The organism is Streptomyces sp. NPDC004134 (assembly GCF_042874195.1).
In the GTDB taxonomy this organism is placed as follows: Bacteria; Actinomycetota; Actinomycetes; order Streptomycetales; family Streptomycetaceae; genus Streptomyces.
The window spans coordinates 229,923-246,684 of record NZ_JBIAMS010000001.1; the positions used below are offsets into that span (position 1 = coordinate 229,923).

Sequence of the window (16,762 nt, forward strand, 5' to 3'; positions counted from 1 at the left end):
TGACGCGGTCGGGGGCGGGCCCGCGGGCCCGCCCCCGACGCGTTCTCACGGCGTACGGGTCACGTTCCGGGCCCCCGCCATCAGCAGCAGCGCGACCGCGGAGAACGCCGCCGCGGCGGTGAACGCGGCACCCGTACCGTCGAAGAACGTGTGCCCCGACGAGTGCCGCACGCCCACGTCGAAGACGGAGACCAGCACGGACAGGCCCAGGCTGCCGCCGACGTACTGCATCGTCTGCAGCAGCCCGGAGGCGGAGCCCGCGTCCTCGGGCTCGACGCCGCTGAGGATGAGGGTGGTGAGCTGCATCATCGTCAGCCCGACGCCGACGCCCATGAGCAGCAGCGGGCCCAGCAGCCCGTCGGCGTAGCCGGAGGAGGCGTCGAGGCGGGTGAGCCACAGGATCCCGGCGGTGTTGAGGGTCAGCCCCGCCAGCGCGGTGCGCTTCGGCCCGAACCTGGCCTGGGCGCGCGGCGCGAAGCGCGACGCGGCGAAGAGCGGCAGGGTGAGCGCGAGGAAGGCCAGGCCGGCGCGGAACGGGCTGTAGTCGAGGGACCGCTGCAGGTACTGGGTGGTGAAGTAGAAGACGCCGAACATCCCGGCGGGGACCATCAGCATCGTTCCGTACGAGACCGAGCGGTTGCGGTCGGCGAAGAGCGACAGGACCACCAGCGGGCGGCGGACGCGGATTTCGACGGCGAGGAAGCTGCCGATCAGCGCCGCGGCGGCGGCGAAGGCGCCGAGGGCGAGGCCGTCGCTCCAGCCCTGCTCGGCGGTGCGGATGAAGGCGTAGACGAGCGAGGTCATGCCCAGGGTCGCGAGCAGCGCGCCGAGGGCGTCGAACGGGCCGCGCTGGCGCGGGGTCTCGTCGAGGTGGCGGGGGGCGAGCCAGGCGATGGTGAGGCCGACGGGCAGGTTGATCAGGAAGACCCAGTGCCAGGACGCGAGGTCGGTGAGCGCGCCACCGAGGACCAGGCCGAGCGCGGAGCCCGCGCCGCTGATGGAGGCGAAGACGGCGAGCGCGCGGGCGCGTTGGCGGCCTTCGGGGAAGGTGGTGGCGATCAGGGCGAGGGTGCTGGGGGCGGCGAGGGCGGCGGCGACGCCCTGGGCGGTACGGGCGAAGAGGAGCCAGCCGCCGCTGGGGGCGAGGCCGGCGAGGAGGGAGGCGGCGGTGAAGGCGAGCACGCCGGTGACGAGGGCGCGGCGGCGGCCTATGCGGTCGCCTACGCGGCTGCCGAGGAGCAGCAGGCCGCCGAAGGCGAGGGTGTAGAGGTTGAGGATCCAGGACATCCGGGTCGGGGAGAAGCCGAGGTCGAGCGCGATGTCGGGGAGTGCGACGTTCACCACCGTGGCGTCGACCAGGAACATGAGCTGGGTGGCGACGATCGCGGTGAGGGCGAGCCCCGGGCGGGCGCCGCGGGCCTTCCGGCTCTGACCGCGGATGCCGTGGCCGGTGGGCGTGCGCAGGGATGTGGACACAGATGTGCCTCCGGCAGAGAATGAAGTGGAGGGTAGCTCCGCTTGACTATACGGAGGCTGCCTCCGTTTTCGCAATGGCATTCTGGGCGGCAGCGGGGACGACGAAGGGTGGTGCCCATGGGAACGGTGCAGGGCCGGCCGATGCGCGCGGACGCGCGCCGCAACTACGAGCGGCTGCTCGGCGAGGCCGCGGTGGCCTTCGCCGAACACGGCGCGGACGCCTCGCTGGAGGAGATCGCGCGCCGCGCGGGCGTCGGGATCGGCACGCTGTACCGGCACTTCCCCGACCGCTTCGCGCTCATGGGCGAGGTGTTCCAGACGCGGGTGGACGAGCTGGACGCGGCGGCGCGGGCGCTGACGGCGGAGGCCGGGACGCCGATGGCGGCGCTGGCGGCGTGGATGCGGCGGTACGTGGACGTGTCGTCGACGATCCGCGGGATCGCGGCGACGCTGATGGACGAGGGCCTGATGGTCAACTGCAAGGAGCAGTTGCGGGAGACGGTCGAGCTGCTGGCGTCGCGCGCGCGCCGATCCGGCGAACTGCGGGCGGACGTCGCACCGGACGACCTCCTGCGGCTGACGAGCGCGATCGCGTACGCGGCGGAGAAGGCGTCGGCGAAGAACCCGGAGGACACGGAGATCGCGGACCGCCTCCTGGGCCTGGCCCTGGACGGCCTCCGCACACGCGGCGCCTGACGGCGGGCCCCGGGGAGGGCGCGGGGCGCGGGACTCCGGGGGGGGGAACGACTCCCTGCGGCGCACCCCGGGGCCCGAGCGAGAAGGGCACACACCGGGCGTCCGACCCGACGACGCGGGACCGCCATCCCCGGCGGAGCCGGGTGCCGGGAGGGCAGTGCCCCGCGAGGTGACCGCGGGCGGGAGGCGTGTGGCCGCGGGCTTGCGCGGTGTGTCCCGGGTACCGGGGAGATCACCACGCCGGCCCGGTGTGCACCGGGGGCCGGGGCGCGGAGTGCGGGCCCCCCGGCCGGGGTTACCGGCGGCGGGGGGCCAGGTCGGCTACGCGTCCCTGGTCGGAGAGGGGGGTGGCTGGGCGCATGGTGGTGGGGGCGGGTTGAGGGGTGCGGCGCTGGCCTGGGAGCGGGACGCTGTCCTCGGTACGGCGCCGCTCACCCCCGTGCCGGGGGTGCCGGCGGGGTGCCGGGGGGCCGCTGTCACCGCCCGCCGGCTGCTCCGGGCCCGCCACCGCGATCTGCACCCCCTGGTCGGCCAGGGCCTGCAGCTCCGTCGCCGCCCGCTCGTCGTTCGGCGGCGGGTCGTCCGTGACCAGCCGCGTGATCACGTCGGTGGGCACCGTCTGGAACATCGTGTCGGTGCCCAGCTTGGAGTGGTCCGCGAGCACCACGACCTCCGCCGCCGCCTGCACCAGCGCCCGGTCGACGCTCGCCGACAGCATGTTGGACGTCGACAGCCCCCGCTCCGCGGTCAGCCCGCTGCCGGAGAGGAACGCACGCGAGACGCGCAGCCCCTGCAGCGACTGCTCGGCGCCGCTGCCCACCAGCGCGTAGTTGCTGCCGCGCAGCGTGCCGCCGGTCATGACGACTTCCACCCGGTTCGCGTGCGCCAGCGCCTGGGCGACGAGCAGGGAGTTGGTGACGACGGTCAGGCCGGGGATGCGCGCGAGCCGGCGGGCCAGCTCCTGCGTGGTCGTACCGGCACCGACGACGACGGCCTCGCCCTCCTCGACGAATCCGGCGGCCAGATCGGCGATCGCGGTCTTCTCCGCGGTCGCAAGATGTGATTTCTGCGGGAAGCCGGACTCACGGGTGAAACCGCCCGGGAGGACCGCGCCTCCGTGCCTTCGGTCCAGCAACCCTTCTGCTTCCAGGGCGCGTACGTCTCGGCGTACGGTCACCTCGGAGGTCTGTACGACTCGGGCAAGCTCTCGGAGGGATACGGCCCCATTGGCCCGTACCATTTCCAGGATCAACTGACGACGTTCTGCAGCGAACACGAAACCGACAGTAACGCCAAAGACCGTGTTCTTTCAGCCGCTTGCGTCGATGAGAAGAAAATGCTCCTTGGCGACATCCGAAGGTGGTATGGGCGTCCGGTTGCCCACCGGGCCCACCCGTGCGCCGGACCGGGTACGGACCGGGGAAGACCTGGTACGGAGCTAGTCGTCGCCGCCCGGCTTGCTGGCCTGGAGCTGCCGCGCGACCTCCGCGATCGACCCTGACAGCGAGGGATAGACGGTAAACGCCTTCGCGATCTGTTCGACGGTCAGATTGTTGTCGACGGCGATCGAGATGGGGTGGATCAGCTCGCTGGCCCGCGGCGCGACCACCACGCCCCCTACCACGATCCCGGTGCCGGGGCGGCAGATCAGCTTCACGAATCCGTCCCGCACCCCCTGCATCTTGGCCCGCGGGTTGCGCAGCAGCGGCAGTTTCATCACCCGTGCATCAATGCGCCCCTCGTCCACATCCGACTGCTGGTAACCCACCGTGGCAATCTCGGGGTCCGTGAACACATTCGCGGAGACCGTCTTCAGCCGCAGCGGCGCGACGGTCTCGCCGAGGAAGTGGTACATCGCGATCCGGCCCTGCATCGCCGCCACCGAGGCGAGCGCGAAGATGCCCGTGCAGTCGCCCGCCGCGTAGATGCCCGGTGCGCTCGTGCGCGACACCTTGTCGGTCCAGATGTGGCCGGAGTCCGTCAGCCGCACCCCGGCCTCCTCCAGGCCGATGCCGCGGGTGTTGGGCACCGCGCCGACCGCCATCAGGCAGTGCGAACCGGTGATCACCCGGCCGTCGTTGAGCGTCACCTCGACCCGGTCGCCGACGCGCTTGGCGCCCTGCGCGCGGGAGCGGCTCATCACGTTCATGCCGCGGCGCCGGAAGACGTCCTCCAGCACCCCCGCCGCGTCCGGGTCCTCGCCCGGCAGCACCCGGTCCCGGCTGGAGACCAGCGTGACCCGCGAGCCGAGCGCCTGGTAGGCGCCGGCGAACTCCGCGCCGGTGACGCCGGAGCCGACGACGATCAGCTCCTCGGGCAGTTCGTCGAGGTCGTAGACCTGCTTCCAGTTCAGGATCCGCTCGCCGTCGGGCTGCGCGTCCGCCAGCTCGCGCGGGCTGCCGCCGGTGGCGACCAGCACCGCGTCCGCGACCAGCTCCGCCGGCTCCCCCGCGGCCGCCCCGGTCACCAGGACCGTGCGCGAGCCGTCCGGGGCCTGCTGCGGGGAGACGCTCGCCCGGCCCCGTACGACCCGGCCGCCGGCGCGCGTCACGCTCGTGGTGATGTCCTCGGACTGGGCCAGCGCCAGCCGCTTCACCCGGGCGTTGACCTTGCCCAGGTCCACGCCGACGACGCGGGCGGCCTGCTTCTCCGGCGGCGTGTCGTCCGCGACGATGATGCCCAGCTCCTCGTACGAGGAGTCGAAGGTCGTCATCACCTCCGCGGTGGCGATCAGCGTCTTCGACGGCACGCAGTCGGTGAGCACCGACGCACCGCCCAGGCCGTCGCAGTCGACGACCGTCACCTCCGCGCCGAGCTGCGCGGCGACGAGCGCCGCCTCGTACCCGCCGGGGCCTCCACCGATGATCACGATCCGAGTCACGTACCCCATTGTCCCCCGCCGCGGGCGACGGCTCCCGCGCGGGGCGGCGGGCACCCAGTGGGGGGCCGCTTCTACGCGCGTAGGGGGTGACGGGCTAGGCTCGTGCGTGTGAACGCATCCACTCCGCACGCCGCCCCCGACGCGGCGGCCGCCGCCGACCGCCTCCGCGAGCTCACCGGGGCCGAAACCCACGACGTCGCCCTCGTGATGGGCTCCGGCTGGGTACCGGCGGCGGAAGCGCTGGGCGCGCCAGAGCACGAGCTGCGCGTCACCGACCTGCCCGGCTTCCCGCCGCCCGCCGTGGAGGGCCACGCCGGGCGGATCCGCTCGTACCGGCTGGGCGACAAACGGGCGCTGGTCTTCCTCGGCCGTACGCACTACTACGAAGGCCACGGCGTCGCCGCCGTGGCGCACGGCGTGCGCACGGCCGCGGCGGCGGGCTGCAAGACCGTGGTGCTCACCAACGGCTGCGGCGGGCTGCGCGAGGGCATGCGGCCGGGCCAGCCGGTGCTGATCGCGGACCACATCAACCTCACCGCGGCCTCGCCGATCGAGGGCGCACACTTCGTCGACCTGACGGATCTGTACTCGCCGCGGCTGCGGGCGCTGTGCAAGCAGGTGGACCCCAGCCTGGAGGAGGGCGTCTACGCCCAGTTGCCGGGACCGCACTACGAGACGCCGGCCGAGATCGAGATGCTCCGCCGCCTCGGCGCCGACCTGGTGGGCATGTCGACGGTCCTGGAGGCCATCGCGGCGCGCGAGGCGGGCGCCGAGGTGCTGGGCATCTCGCTGGTGACGAATCTGGCGGCGGGCATGACCGGCGAGCCGCTGAGCCACGAGGAGGTCCTGCAGGCGGGGCGCGACTCGGCGGCGCAGATGGGCGGGCTGCTGGCCGAGGTGCTGCGCCGGGTGTGAAGCCGGCGCCGGGCGTGCAGCTTCGGGCGGTACGCGCCGGGGCGTACGCCGCGACGGGCCGGGGACGGACGGACGGAGAGGACGCGACAGTGACTGAGGACGACGACCGGTGACGACGAACCCGACCGCAGACGCCGCCGGCGACGCCGCCGCACTCGCCGCCAGGGCCGGGGCCTGGCTCGCCGAGGACCCCGACCCCGACACCCGGGCCGAGCTGGCGGCCCTGCTGCGGGCCGGCGACACCGCCGCCCTCGCGGAGCGCTTCGCCGGCACGCTGCAGTTCGGCACCGCCGGGCTCCGCGGAGAGCTGGGCGCGGGGCCGATGCGGATGAACCGGGCCGTCGTCATCCGCGCCGCCGCGGGGCTGGCCGCGTACCTGAACGAGCAGGGTGCGGGCGGCGGCCTGGTGGTCGTCGGCTACGACGCCCGGCACAAGAGCCACGCCTTCGCCGAGGACACCGCGGCCGTCATGACCAGCGCCGGCTTCCGGGCCGCCGTCCTGCCCCGCCCGCTGCCGACGCCGGTGCTGGCCTTCGCGATCCGGCACCTCGGCGCGGTCGCCGGGGTCACCGTCACCGCCAGCCACAACCCGCCGCGGGACAACGGCTACAAGGTCTACCTCGGCGGCGGCTCGCAGATCGTCCCGCCCGCGGACGCCGGGATCGCCGAGGCCATCGCGGCGGTGGGCCCGCTCGCGGACGTGCCCCGCCCGGCGGACGGCTGGGAGGTCCTCGGCGAGGAGGTCGTGGAGGCGTACCTCGACCGGGCCGCCGCGGTCGTCGCCGCGGGCGGCCCCCGTGGCGTACGGACCGTGCACACCGCGCTGCACGGCGTCGGCGGGGCCACGCTCGCCGCCGCCTTCACCCGCGCCGGCTTCCCGGCCCCGGTGCCGGTCGCGGCGCAGGCGGAGCCGGACCCGGACTTCCCGACCGTCGCGTTCCCCAACCCGGAGGAGCCGGGGGCGATGGACCTGGCGTTCGCCACGGCCCGCGCGGCGGGGGACGGGGAGGTCGACGTGATCATCGCCAACGACCCCGACGCGGACCGCTGCGCGGTGGCCGTACCCGACGCGGCGGCGGACGGCGGGGCGGGCTGGCGGATGCTGCGCGGCGACGAGGTCGGCGCCCTGCTGGCCGCGCACCTCGTACGGAAGGGGGCCGCGGGCACCTTCGCCGCGTCCATCGTCTCCTCGTCGCTCATGGGCCGGATCGCGCGGGCCGCGGGCCTGCCGTACGAGGAGACGCTGACGGGCTTCAAGTGGCTGGCCCGGGTCGACGGCCTGCGCTACGCCTACGAGGAGGCCCTCGGCTACTGCGTCGACCCGGCCGGCGTCCGCGACAAGGACGGCATCACCGCGGCTCTGCTCGTCGCCGAGCTGGCCGCGGAGCTGAAGGCGGCCGGCCGTACGCTCCAGGACCTGCTGGACGACATCGCGGTGGAGCACGGGCTGCACGCCACGGACCAGCTCTCCGTCCGGGTGGAGGACCTGGACGTGATCGCGGCGGCGATGCGGCGCCTCCGCACGGACCCGCCCCGGTCGGCGGCGGGCCTGCGGGTGATGCTGGCCGAGGACCTCGCGAAGGGCACCGCGGCCCTCCCCCCGACGGACGGCCTCCGCTACACCCTGGGGGGTGACGGGGCCCGGGGCGTGGCGGCGGCCCGGGTGATCGTCCGCCCGAGCGGCACGGAGCCGAAGCTGAAGTGCTACCTGGAGGCCGTCATCCCGGTCCCGGCAGGCCACGCGGGCCTCCCGGCGGCACGGGCGACGGCGGCGGCGGTCCTGGCGGAGTTGAAGAAGGACCTCTCCGCGGCAGCGGGTCTCTGAGACCTCCGGTGCGTGTGGGGGAGTTCAGCCGCCGCAGTCATCCGTCTGTCCGCCTGCCGGGCCGTCGGGTTCCTCGGCGCTCACGCTGACCGCGGCGGAATCCGCCCTGTCACGGGCGACGGCTCCCCGCAGCCGCCGGGCGTTGGCCTGGGAGCGCAGGAGGTAGACGGTCTCCTGCCAGGCGTCGAAGTCGTCGGCGGACATCAGCACCGCGTCACCGCCGCGGGTGATGGTGCGTAGGGGGCCGCTGCCCCGGAGGGCACGGAGCCGGGAGGACTCTGCTCTACCTTGAGCGGATGAGGGATGCACATGACTTCCGGGTCGGTGACGTGCTGTCGGTTGCCTGCCCATTCACGCCGACGCGGGTCGAGCGCGGCGTGAAGTGGGACCTTATAGCGGTGCGATGGCCGTGGTGGGAGGTGGACGCCGGCAGCGAGTCCGGGCGCTGGAACGGGGGCGCCGCCCTGGGCGTGGACGGCGGCGGATACGCCGGGCCCGAAGTGGAATGTGAGCTGTTCCGTACCGACCCGCCGCCCGAGCACCTGAAGGCAGGGGACACTTGCCGGATCGGAGTGCCCCCGACCGTGGTGCACGTGACGGCCGTCGACCCTTACGACCCGCCGCGGGTGACCGGTTGGCTGCCGCGCCCCACGCTGGCCGTGACCGTGCTGCGCCACGGCCTGTCCTACCGGGAGTATCCGGACGACAGCCACCTCGATGGCTCGGGTTACCGGATTCACCCGGAGGGGATCCCGTTCACCTTCGAACTGCTGATGCGGCCGTACGCATCACTCCAGCCGGACGACGAGGTCGCCGATGCCGCCGGCAGGGCGTGGCGGTTCGCCGGTCCCTGGCACTGGACGCCCTTCGACGGAGAACCGGCGGGTCCGGGTCCGGAGTGGCCGCTCACCCTCCTGGCCCGCGCGGGCACGCCGCGCTCCGGCGCGGACGCGGAGGCACAGGCAGTGGCCGGGAGCACGGCAACCGGTTCGCATCAGGAGACGGTCCGGGACTGGATGTCGCTCACCGAGTCATCGCCGACGCCCTGACCGGTCTCGTACGTCAGCATGTGCCGTCCATGGGCCGGGCGGAGGGCGGCAGGGAACGCAGGGTATCGGCCAGTTGGCGCGTCTGGGCGGGGTCGAGGGTGCCCAGGTGGATGGTGTAGGAGGTACGGCGGCAGGTGGGGCAGGGGGCGGTGACTTCGATGTCCTCCAGGGGGAGGCCCAGGCGTTCGGCCTGGTGAGCGAGGCCGCGTGCGGCCTCTTCCGCTTCCTCGCGGGCGACGTCCGGACGGACCAGCTCTTCCAGGGACATGGATTTCCTTCGTGTGAGTCGGGTGTTCAACGTGCCCGTCGCGACGTGTCGCGGACTCTCGCGTCGGCGTCCGGCGGGCGGACCACGTGCAGCGCCGTGGCGTCGGTGAACTGCACGACATATCCGGTACCGGTCTGGACCAGCGCCGTGATCCGCCGCTTCCGGCCGAGATAGACGACGTTGTCGTCGACGGCCACCGTCGCGAAGTTCACCCGCCGCGCGCCCGGCGCACGCGCGGGAGCCGGTTTGCGGTCCCGCGCGGCGGCGGTCAGCGGGACGCGGAACCACACGGCCTTGCCGTCCGCCCGGCATTCGTAACCCCAGTCGGCCACCGGCGAGTTCAGGAGCCACAGACCGCGTCCGCTCTCCGCGTCCCAGACCGGGGTGGTGAGCGCGGGCGCCTGGCGGGAGGTGTCGTATACATGGACGTAGACCCACCCCTCGTCGACCCGGACGGTGAGTCGGCAGGTCTTGTCCCCGGCGTGTATGGCGACGTTGCTCAAGAGTTCCGAGACGCCCAGCCGGACCACCGCCACGGCGTCGGCATCGCCGCCCATGTCGGCGGTTGCGGCGGCGGCCGCGGTGCGCCATCGCTCGATGGTTCGCGCCTCGGCGGTCACGTGCCATGCGCGCGCCGAGCGCCCTTCGGCGTTTTCCGCGGTGACCTTCATGGGGACCTCCAGCGCTCACCTCGTGCGGGAATGGCTCAACTCATGGCCCGGGACGGCTGATCGGGCCGCGTGACGGGGCCGCCGCCGGCCACCGTCGGTAGCGAAGCCGACACGTTCTGTACCGTCAGCGGAAGCGTGGCACGAGCGGAACATTGTCCGCAAGTGACACTTCTGGGAAGCATCACTCGAAGGAGTGATTGCGGCGCAATGAAGGTTCCCGCGGCGCTAGTCTGCGCCGCCAGGGAGGTACACCCATGACCGATGCTCAGCCCAACCTGCACCGACGCCGCCTCGGTTTGGAGCTGCGATCGCTACGGAAGGCCACCGGCCTGTCGTTGGCGGATGCCGCGAGCCGGCTCGATCTGCCGGGCGCACCCTCGTTGAGCCGGATCGAGAACGGCAAGCAGCGCGTGGCACCGACGTCCGTGCTCGCCTTCTTCGATGTCTACGGGCTCACCGATGACGACCGCCGCAGGCAGGTCAGGGAACTTGCGAAGATCGCCAACAGCGGGAAGCGAAGCAACCTGCTCGACGAGTACCGGAGCGCTATCCGCGATCGGTTCGTGGACTACGTGCAGCTTGAGGAAATGGCCGTCAAGAGCGAGACATTCGTCAACATCGTTCCAGGGCTTCTCCAGACTGAGGCGTACGCGACCGCGATCGTGGAGGGCAGTCGTGCCTGGCGGCACCAGCGAGAGATCGCGAACTTCGTCCAGCTCCGCATGGTGCGGCAGGCGGTTCTGAGTCGTGAGGAGCCGCTCCATCTGTGGTGTGTCCTGGACGAGGCGGCCCTGCTGCGTCGCGTCGGCGGCAATGCCGTGATGAAGGCCCAGCTTGAACACCTGCTGGCCATGTGCGAGCAGAAAAACGTGGACGTGCAGGTGCTCCCCTTCGATCAGGGAGCCCACGCCGGGCTCGACGGCGCATACCACCTCCTGCACTTCTCGGCGGGTCCGCCCGTCGCAGTGGTCGAGCCGATGACAACCTCGCTGTATCTGGAGGAGGATGGTCATCTGGCACGGTACGAGAGCGGGTTCGACCACCTCAGGGCCGAAGCCCTTGACGTGCGGGCATCCCGGGAACGCATCCACCAGGTACTCAAGGAGCGCTACGCATGATGATAAAACCTGACCTCACCAACGCTCTCTGGGCCAAGAGCGCCATGAGCAACGGCGGTGACAACTGTCTGGAGGTCGCGTTCATCGACGGCGTCGTCGCCCTCCGCGACTCCAAGGACGTCGGCAACCCCGAAGCCCAGGTCCTCATCCTCTCCGAAGACGACTACCGGGCCTTCACCGGCGGCATCCAGAACGGGCAGAGCAACCTCCTGCTCCCCTGACCGGGAGGCATGGGCGAGGCCGGGACGGGTAGCGGTTTGGGATGGCCATTCGCTCTTGGATACGTGGGCGGCCCGCGATCGTTGCCGCCTCCTTCCTCATAGCGGCCGTTCTGCTGACGCAGGCCGCCGTCGCCGATGAGCCCGGCGGTTCCGGTGCCGTCGAGGAGCAGCGGGAGCGGGCCGAGGATGCCGCGCAGCGGGCGGCCGGCGTACGGGACCGGGTCAACGAGCTGCATCGGCAGGCCGGCGTCGCCGGAGGGCGCGTCAACGAGGCGGAGGCCGCGGTCGACGAGCAGCAGGCGGCGGCCGACCGGCTGCTGGCCCGGGCCGCGCAGGCCACCGCGCGGGTCAACGACGCGCGGCGGACGCTCACCGGCTACGTCACCACCCAGTACCGCACGGGGGCGACCGGCCTGTCGGAGGCCGCCGTTCTGCTGCTGGCCGAGGACCCGCAGGGGTACGCCGACACCCGGCACCTGCTGAGCCGGCTCTCCGCGCGGCAGCAGCACGCGCTGGACCGGTTCACCGCGCGGCAGCAGGAGGCCCGTAAGCGCAGCAAGGCGGCGGGCGCGGCCGTGGAAGAGCTGAAGGACCGCGAGGCGTCCCTGCGCGAGCAGGAGAAGGAGTTGCGGGCCAGGCTCGCCGAGGCCCGGCAGTTGAAGGCGGAACTGAGCGACCGCGAGCGCGAGGAGTTCGACAAGCTGGAGCGCGCGGAGCGCGCCGAGGCCGAGGAGCGGGCCCGTGAGCACGCGCGGCGGGAGGCAGCCGAGCAGCGCCGGCTGCGCGAGCAGCAGGAGGAGACGCGGCAGGAGCTGGCGGAGCGGACCATCACCGGGGAGGCGACCGCACCCGCGGCGGACGGGCCCGTATCGGAAGGGGCGGCGGCCGCCATCGCCTTCGCCGAGGCGCAGATGGGCGAGCCCTACGTGTGGGGCGCCACCGGCCCCGACTCGTGGGACTGCTCAGGTCTCACGCAGGCCGCGTGGCGGGCGGCCGGGGTGGAGATCCCCCGCGTGACGTGGGACCAGGTCACCGCCGGCGCCTCCGTGCCGGTCGCCGAACTGCGCCCCGGCGACCTGGTCTTCTTCTTCGACGACATCAGCCACGTCGGCCTCTACACCGGCGGCGGCCACATGATCCACGCCCCGCGCCCCGGCACCTTCGTCCGGTCGGAGTCGATCTACAGCATGCCGATCCACAGCGCGATCCGCCCCGGCTAGGCGCGGCGTCACGCGCGAGACGAGCGGCGGGCGGGCGGTCAGCCGACGGCGATGGCGATGATCAGGGCCAGGCTTCCGGCGATGGCGGGGCCCAGGATCTCGTAGGCCCAGCGCACCGAGACCGGCCCCTGCGCGCCCTCGCGGTCGGCGTACGTGTGCGCCAGCTCGCGCAGCTCGCGGATCGACTTGTCGGCCGTCGGCGTCAGGTCGCCCGCCGAGGGGTCCAGGTCCCCTGCGCCCGTGCCGCCGGGGCGGCGCATCGCCGGATCGGACAGCGCCGTGCGGCTGGACGGGCTGAAGAGCCCGCCGCCGCCGGCCGCGCGGTCCCGGCGGCGGTTGGCCCGCTTGCGGGCGCGCAGCGAGACGGGGATGGCCCACATCTGGTACTTGGCGTCCTCGGTGACGACCTCGCTGGAGTAGCCCGCCCTGATCTCCTCGACCCGGCCCCACGGGACCACGATCGTGCGGAACGGGTTGCGCACCCGCAGCCGCTCCTCACCCGCGTACACCACGGGGCGCAGCGTCAGCGACACCACCATCGGCACCCCGGCGACCAGCGCCGCCACCGCGATCACCCGCGCCTGGCCGCTGCCGCGGACCAGGGCGTCCGCGCCGAGCCAGCCGCCGAGAGCGAGCAGCAGCACGCCGGCGGCGATGCCGGCGACGGAGCGGTAGGCGCGGTCGGCGTATTTCGGCCGGGTGTCCTGGGTGTCCTTGCTCATGCCGCCGATTGTGCCCGACGGCTCCGGAATCCGGACATCGCGCCGGCATTGCGGTCGCGCATCGATCCACCCGGACGGTAGGCCCACTCCCGGGACGCTACGCGGGTAGATATGCTCGTGTGGTGACCATGCCCCGCATACCCACCGCAGCCGCGGGCCCGCCGGCGTCCCTCGCGGACGTGACGGCCTCCGACGGCGCGCTCCGCCGCTTCCTGCACGGTCTGCCCGGCGTCGACCCGGTCGGCCTGGAGGCCCGCGCCGCCGCCCTGGGCACCCGCTCCATCAAGACCACCGCCAAGGCGTACGCGCTGGACCTGGCGGTCTCGATGATCGACCTGACCACGCTCGAGGGCTCCGACACCCCCGGCAAGGTGCGCGCCCTGTGCGCCAAGGCCCGTACCCCCGACCCCACGGACCGTACGACGCCCGAGGTCGCGGCAGTCTGCGTCTACCCGGACCTGGCCGCCGTCGCCGCCGAGGCGCTGGCCGGCTCCGCCGTCAAGGTCGCCTCGGTGGCCACCGCCTTCCCCTCCGGGCGGGCGGCGCTGGAGGTGAAGCTCGCCGACACCCGGGCGGCGCTGGCCGCGGGCGCCGACGAGATCGACATGGTCATCGACCGCGGCGCGTTCCTCGCCGGCCGCTATCTGGAGGTCTACGAGCAGATCCGCGCGGTGCGGCAGGCCGCCGCCGGCGCCCGGCTGAAGGTGATCTTCGAGACCGGCGAGCTGTCCACGTACGACAACATCCGCCGGGCGAGCTGGCTCGGCATGCTGGCGGGCGCCGACTTCATCAAGACCTCGACCGGCAAGGTCGGCGTGAACGCCACCCCCGCCAACACCCTGGTCCTGCTCGAAGCCGTCCGGGACTACCGCGCGGCCACCGGCGTGCAGGTCGGCGTGAAGCCCGCCGGCGGCATCCGCACGGCCAAGGACGCGGTGAAGTTCCTGGTGCTGGTCAACGAGACCGCCGGGGACGACTGGCTGGACAACCGCTGGTTCCGCTTCGGCGCCTCCAGCCTGCTCAACGACCTGCTCATGCAGCGCCAGAAGCTGCGCACCGGCCGCTACTCCGGCCCCGACTACGTGACCGTGGACTAGAGGGGGTCCGAGCCGACATGACCGCAGAACACAAGCTCTTCGCCTACGCGCCCGCGCCCGAGTCCCGCTCGGTCGTCGACATCGCGCCCAGCTACGGCATGTTCGTCGACGGCGAGTTCGCCGAGGCCGCCGACGGCAAGGTCTTCAAGTCCGTCGCCCCGGCGACCGAGGAAGTGCTCTCCGAGGTCGCGCGGGCCGGTGAGGCGGACGTCGAGCGGGCGGTCGCCGCCGCCCGGCGGGCGTTCACCTCCTGGTCGGCGCTGCCGGGCGCGGAGCGCGGCAAGTACCTGTTCCGTATCGCCCGCATCATCCAGGAGCGCTCGCGCGAGCTGGCGGTACTGGAGACGCTGGACAACGGCAAGCCGATCCGCGAGACCAGGGACGCCGACCTGCCGCTGGTCGCCGCGCACTTCTTCTACTACGCCGGCTGGGCGGACAAGCTCGGCTACGCCGGCTTCGGGCCCGAGCCGAAGCCGGTGGGCGTCGCGGGCCAGGTCATCCCGTGGAACTTCCCGCTGCTGATGCTCGCCTGGAAGATCGCCCCGGCGCTCGCCTGCGGCAACACCGTGGTGCTCAAGCCCGCCGAGACCACCCCGCTGTCCGCGCTGTTCTTCGCCGACATCTGCCGCCAGGCCGGGCTGCCCCGCGGGGTGGTCAACATCCTGCCGGGCTACGGGGACGCGGGCGCCGCGCTCGTCGCGCACCCGGACGTCGACAAGGTCGCGTTCACCGGCTCCACGGCCGTCGGCAAGGAGATCGCCAGGTCCGTCGCCGGCACCGACAAGCGGCTCACGCTGGAGCTGGGCGGCAAGGGCGCCAACATCGTCTTCGACGACGCGCCGATCGACCAGGCCGTCGAGGGCATCGTCGGCGGCATCTTCTTCAACCAGGGCCAGGTCTGCTGCGCGGGCTCCCGGCTGCTGGTGCAGGAGTCGGTGGCCGACGAGCTGCTGGAGTCGCTGAAGCGGCGGCTCGGCACGCTGCGGCTGGGCGACCCGCTGGACAAGAACACCGACATCGGCGCCATCAACTCCGCCGAGCAGCTCGCCCGGATCACGGAGCTGGCGGACGCAGGCGACGCGGAGGGCGCGCAGCGCTGGACGGCGCCGTGCGAACTGCCCGGCAGCGGCTACTGGTTCGCGCCGACGCTCTTCACCGGCGTCACGCAGGCGCACCGCGTCGCGCGCGAGGAGATCTTCGGCCCGGTGCTGTCGGTGCTGACGTTCCGTACCCCAGCGGAGGCGGTCGCAAAGGCCAACAACACGCCCTACGGGCTCTCCGCAGGGGTGTGGACCGAGAAGGGCTCGCGGATCCTGGCGGTGGCCGACCGGCTGCGGGCGGGCGTCGTGTGGGCGAACACGTTCAACAAGTTCGATCCGACCTCGCCGTTCGGCGGCTACAAGGAGTCGGGCTTCGGCCGCGAGGGCGGCCGCCACGGGCTGGAGGCGTACCTGCGATGACACAGGCGGATGCGAGGCTGTCGGTCCTCAAGACCTACAAGCTGTACGTGGGCGGGAAGTTCCCCCGCTCGGAGAGCGGGCGGGTGTACGAGGTGACCGACGCGAAGGGCCGCTGGCTCGCCAACGCGCCCCGCGCCTCCCGCAAGGACGCCCGCGACGCGGTGGTCGCCGCCCGCAAGGCCGTCGCGGGCTGGTCGGGCGCCACGGCGTACAACCGCGGCCAGGTGCTCTACCGGGTGGCGGAGATGCTCCAGGGGCGGCGCGAGCAGTACGTGGCGGAGGTCGCCGACGCCGAGGGCCTGTCGAAGGCCAAGTCGGCGGCGCAGGTGGACGCGGCGATCGACCGCTGGGTCTGGTACGCGGGCTGGACCGACAAGATCGCCCAGGTCGCCGGCGGCGGAAACCCGGTCGCCGGGCCGTACTTCAACATCTCCGCGCCGGAGCCGACGGGCGTCGTGGCCGTCGTGGCGCCGCAGGAGTCGGCGCTGCTGGGGCTGGTGTCGGTGCTGGCGCCGGTGATCGCCACCGGCAACGCGGCGGTGGTGGTCGCCGCGGAGGAGCGGCCGCTGCCTGCGCTGTCGCTGGCGGAGGTGCTCGCCACGTCGGACGTGCCGGGGGGTGTGGTCAACGTGCTCTCGGGGCGTACCGCGGAGATCGCGCCGACGCTGGCCGCGCACCAGGACGTCAACGCCATCGACCTGACGGGCGCGGACACGGAGCTGGCGCGGGAGCTGGAGGTCGCGGCGGCGGACAACCTGAAGCGGGTGCTGCGCCCGCGGCCGCCGTACGACTGGACGGCGGACCCGGGGACGGGCCGGCTGACGGCGTTCCTGGAGACGAAGACGGTCTGGCACCCGACGGGCAGCCTGGGCGTGAGCGGCTCGGCGTACTAGCGGCCTCCCGGCCGGGACGGCGGGGCGTACGGGACGAGGGCGCGGTGGCGCCCCCTGCCGTAGGCGGGGACCGGCGGACGGGCGGCGCTCCGACCGGGCGCGGCAGCACCGCCCCGGTCGCGCACGTGGTCCGGCGACCGGCCCGGCCGCCGGCGCACGTCGCGCCGGCCGGGCCCGCGCGGCGGCGCGGGAAGCCCGGCGACGTCCGTGCCGCGGTCACCGGCCGGGCCCCGCGAGCGACGGCCCGCCG

General features: G+C 73.3%; 17 protein-coding genes. 10 read left to right on the forward strand and 7 right to left on the reverse strand.

Annotation, left to right across the window (positions count from 1 at the left end; genetic code table 11):
• Positions 1–45: 45 nt before the first annotated feature.
• Positions 46–1,476, reverse strand: coding sequence for an MFS transporter (locus ACFYVJ_RS01005; protein WP_388885145.1), 1,431 nt, complete (start codon positions 1,474–1,476; stop codon positions 46–48).
• Positions 1,477–1,593: 117 nt separating this feature from the next.
• On the opposite strand from ACFYVJ_RS01005, the gene ACFYVJ_RS01010 reads away from it, so the two are divergent.
• Positions 1,594–2,172 (forward strand): TetR/AcrR family transcriptional regulator, encoded by a 579-nt coding sequence (locus ACFYVJ_RS01010; protein ID WP_388885147.1) that lies wholly within the window; start codon positions 1,594–1,596, stop codon positions 2,170–2,172.
• Positions 2,173–2,467: 295 nt separating this feature from the next.
• Here the strand turns inward: ACFYVJ_RS01010 and ACFYVJ_RS01015 are convergent, their stop codons facing one another.
• Both ACFYVJ_RS01015 and ACFYVJ_RS01020 read right to left on the reverse strand, forming a co-directional pair.
• On the reverse strand, positions 2,468–3,448 hold the full coding sequence (locus tag ACFYVJ_RS01015; RefSeq protein WP_388885149.1) for a DeoR/GlpR family DNA-binding transcription regulator: 981 nt from the start codon (positions 3,446–3,448) through the stop codon (positions 2,468–2,470).
• Between the two features lie 162 nt (positions 3,449–3,610).
• A complete protein-coding gene (locus ACFYVJ_RS01020; RefSeq protein ID WP_388885151.1) occupies positions 3,611–5,062 on the reverse strand; it encodes an NAD(P)H-quinone dehydrogenase in 1,452 nt (483 codons plus the stop codon).
• 99 nt (positions 5,063–5,161) lie between these two features.
• Between ACFYVJ_RS01020 and ACFYVJ_RS01025 the strand changes: the two genes are divergently transcribed.
• Both ACFYVJ_RS01025 and ACFYVJ_RS01030 read left to right on the forward strand, forming a co-directional pair.
• Complete coding sequence (locus ACFYVJ_RS01025; RefSeq protein ID WP_388885153.1) at positions 5,162–5,968, forward strand: purine-nucleoside phosphorylase; 807 nt, start codon at positions 5,162–5,164, stop codon at positions 5,966–5,968.
• Between the two features lie 109 nt (positions 5,969–6,077).
• Positions 6,078–7,793: a phospho-sugar mutase gene (locus ACFYVJ_RS01030; RefSeq protein ID WP_388885155.1), complete on the forward strand. Its 1,716-nt coding sequence runs from the start codon at positions 6,078–6,080 to the stop codon at positions 7,791–7,793.
• 24 nt (positions 7,794–7,817) lie between these two features.
• On the opposite strand, the gene ACFYVJ_RS01035 is transcribed toward ACFYVJ_RS01030, so the two are convergent.
• On the reverse strand, positions 7,818–8,144 hold the full coding sequence (locus ACFYVJ_RS01035; protein ID WP_388885157.1) for a type II toxin-antitoxin system Phd/YefM family antitoxin: 327 nt from the start codon (positions 8,142–8,144) through the stop codon (positions 7,818–7,820).
• Here ACFYVJ_RS01035 and ACFYVJ_RS01040 point away from each other — a divergent pair.
• A complete protein-coding gene (locus ACFYVJ_RS01040) occupies positions 8,090–8,842 on the forward strand; it encodes a hypothetical protein (protein WP_388885159.1) in 753 nt (250 codons plus the stop codon). The two genes, ACFYVJ_RS01035 and ACFYVJ_RS01040, sit on opposite strands and share 55 nt — an antisense overlap.
• 13 nt (positions 8,843–8,855) lie before the next feature.
• Here ACFYVJ_RS01040 and ACFYVJ_RS01045 read toward each other — a convergent pair whose 3' ends face one another.
• Positions 8,856–9,110: a hypothetical protein gene (locus ACFYVJ_RS01045; protein ID WP_388885161.1), complete on the reverse strand. Its 255-nt coding sequence runs from the start codon at positions 9,108–9,110 to the stop codon at positions 8,856–8,858.
• 26 nt (positions 9,111–9,136) lie between these two features.
• Positions 9,137–9,781: an ATP-binding protein gene (locus ACFYVJ_RS01050; protein ID WP_388885163.1), complete on the reverse strand. Its 645-nt coding sequence runs from the start codon at positions 9,779–9,781 to the stop codon at positions 9,137–9,139.
• A 254-nt stretch (positions 9,782–10,035) separates the two neighbouring features.
• Here ACFYVJ_RS01050 and ACFYVJ_RS01055 point away from each other — a divergent pair, with 254 nt between their 5' ends.
• The 3 genes from ACFYVJ_RS01055 to ACFYVJ_RS01065 are packed head-to-tail and all read left to right on the forward strand — an operon-like array spanning position 10,036 to position 12,340.
• Positions 10,036–10,899, forward strand: coding sequence for a helix-turn-helix domain-containing protein (locus tag ACFYVJ_RS01055; protein WP_388885165.1), 864 nt, complete (start codon positions 10,036–10,038; stop codon positions 10,897–10,899).
• A complete protein-coding gene (locus tag ACFYVJ_RS01060; protein ID WP_388885167.1) occupies positions 10,896–11,120 on the forward strand; it encodes a DUF397 domain-containing protein in 225 nt (74 codons plus the stop codon). The genes ACFYVJ_RS01055 and ACFYVJ_RS01060 overlap by 4 nt, the downstream gene beginning before the upstream one ends.
• 41 nt (positions 11,121–11,161) lie before the next feature.
• Positions 11,162–12,340, forward strand: coding sequence for an NlpC/P60 family protein (locus ACFYVJ_RS01065; protein ID WP_388885169.1), 1,179 nt, complete (start codon positions 11,162–11,164; stop codon positions 12,338–12,340).
• Between the two features lie 38 nt (positions 12,341–12,378).
• Here the strand turns inward: ACFYVJ_RS01065 and ACFYVJ_RS01070 are convergent, their stop codons facing one another.
• Positions 12,379–13,062 carry a PH domain-containing protein gene (locus ACFYVJ_RS01070; protein ID WP_388885171.1) on the reverse strand — a complete coding sequence of 228 codons (684 nt, stop codon included), beginning with the start codon at positions 13,060–13,062 and terminating at the stop codon, positions 12,379–12,381.
• A gap of 128 nt (positions 13,063–13,190) precedes the next feature.
• On the opposite strand from ACFYVJ_RS01070, the gene deoC reads away from it, so the two are divergent.
• From deoC to ACFYVJ_RS01085, 3 genes are read left to right on the forward strand one after another with little or no spacing between them, the layout of a single operon-like run.
• Positions 13,191–14,159 (forward strand): deoxyribose-phosphate aldolase, encoded by a 969-nt coding sequence (deoC, locus tag ACFYVJ_RS01075; RefSeq protein WP_388886114.1) that lies wholly within the window; start codon positions 13,191–13,193, stop codon positions 14,157–14,159.
• Between the two features lie 17 nt (positions 14,160–14,176).
• Positions 14,177–15,619, forward strand: a complete 1,443-nt coding sequence (locus ACFYVJ_RS01080; RefSeq protein WP_388885173.1) for an aldehyde dehydrogenase family protein — start codon at positions 14,177–14,179, stop codon at positions 15,617–15,619.
• Entirely contained in the window at positions 15,616–16,512 is an 897-nt protein-coding gene (locus ACFYVJ_RS01085; protein ID WP_388885175.1) for an aldehyde dehydrogenase family protein, read from the forward strand. Before ACFYVJ_RS01080 ends, ACFYVJ_RS01085 begins: the two co-directional genes overlap by 4 nt.
• Positions 16,513–16,762 lie beyond the last annotated feature (250 nt).

What these genes read in the sequence shown, in the direction of transcription:
- ACFYVJ_RS01010 (WP_388885147.1), top strand. Translation starts at nt 1,594, where the DNA reads ATGGGAACGGTGCAGGGCCGGCCGATGCGCGCGGACGCGCGCCGCAAC.
- ACFYVJ_RS01020 (WP_388885151.1), bottom strand. Translation starts at nt 5,062, where the DNA reads ATGGGGTACGTGACTCGGATCGTGATCATCGGTGGAGGCCCCGGCGGG.
- ACFYVJ_RS01040 (WP_388885159.1), top strand. Translation starts at nt 8,090, where the DNA reads ATGAGGGATGCACATGACTTCCGGGTCGGTGACGTGCTGTCGGTTGCC.
- ACFYVJ_RS01035 (WP_388885157.1), bottom strand. Translation starts at nt 8,144, where the DNA reads ATGGGCAGGCAACCGACAGCACGTCACCGACCCGGAAGTCATGTGCAT.
- ACFYVJ_RS01045 (WP_388885161.1), bottom strand. Translation starts at nt 9,110, where the DNA reads ATGTCCCTGGAAGAGCTGGTCCGTCCGGACGTCGCCCGCGAGGAAGCG.
- ACFYVJ_RS01050 (WP_388885163.1), bottom strand. Translation starts at nt 9,781, where the DNA reads ATGAAGGTCACCGCGGAAAACGCCGAAGGGCGCTCGGCGCGCGCATGG.
- ACFYVJ_RS01055 (WP_388885165.1), top strand. Translation starts at nt 10,036, where the DNA reads ATGACCGATGCTCAGCCCAACCTGCACCGACGCCGCCTCGGTTTGGAG.
- ACFYVJ_RS01060 (WP_388885167.1), top strand. Translation starts at nt 10,896, where the DNA reads ATGATGATAAAACCTGACCTCACCAACGCTCTCTGGGCCAAGAGCGCC.
- ACFYVJ_RS01065 (WP_388885169.1), top strand. Translation starts at nt 11,162, where the DNA reads ATGGCCATTCGCTCTTGGATACGTGGGCGGCCCGCGATCGTTGCCGCC.
- ACFYVJ_RS01070 (WP_388885171.1), bottom strand. Translation starts at nt 13,062, where the DNA reads ATGAGCAAGGACACCCAGGACACCCGGCCGAAATACGCCGACCGCGCC.
- deoC (WP_388886114.1), top strand. Translation starts at nt 13,191, where the DNA reads ATGCCCCGCATACCCACCGCAGCCGCGGGCCCGCCGGCGTCCCTCGCG.
- ACFYVJ_RS01080 (WP_388885173.1), top strand. Translation starts at nt 14,177, where the DNA reads ATGACCGCAGAACACAAGCTCTTCGCCTACGCGCCCGCGCCCGAGTCC.
- ACFYVJ_RS01085 (WP_388885175.1), top strand. Translation starts at nt 15,616, where the DNA reads ATGACACAGGCGGATGCGAGGCTGTCGGTCCTCAAGACCTACAAGCTG.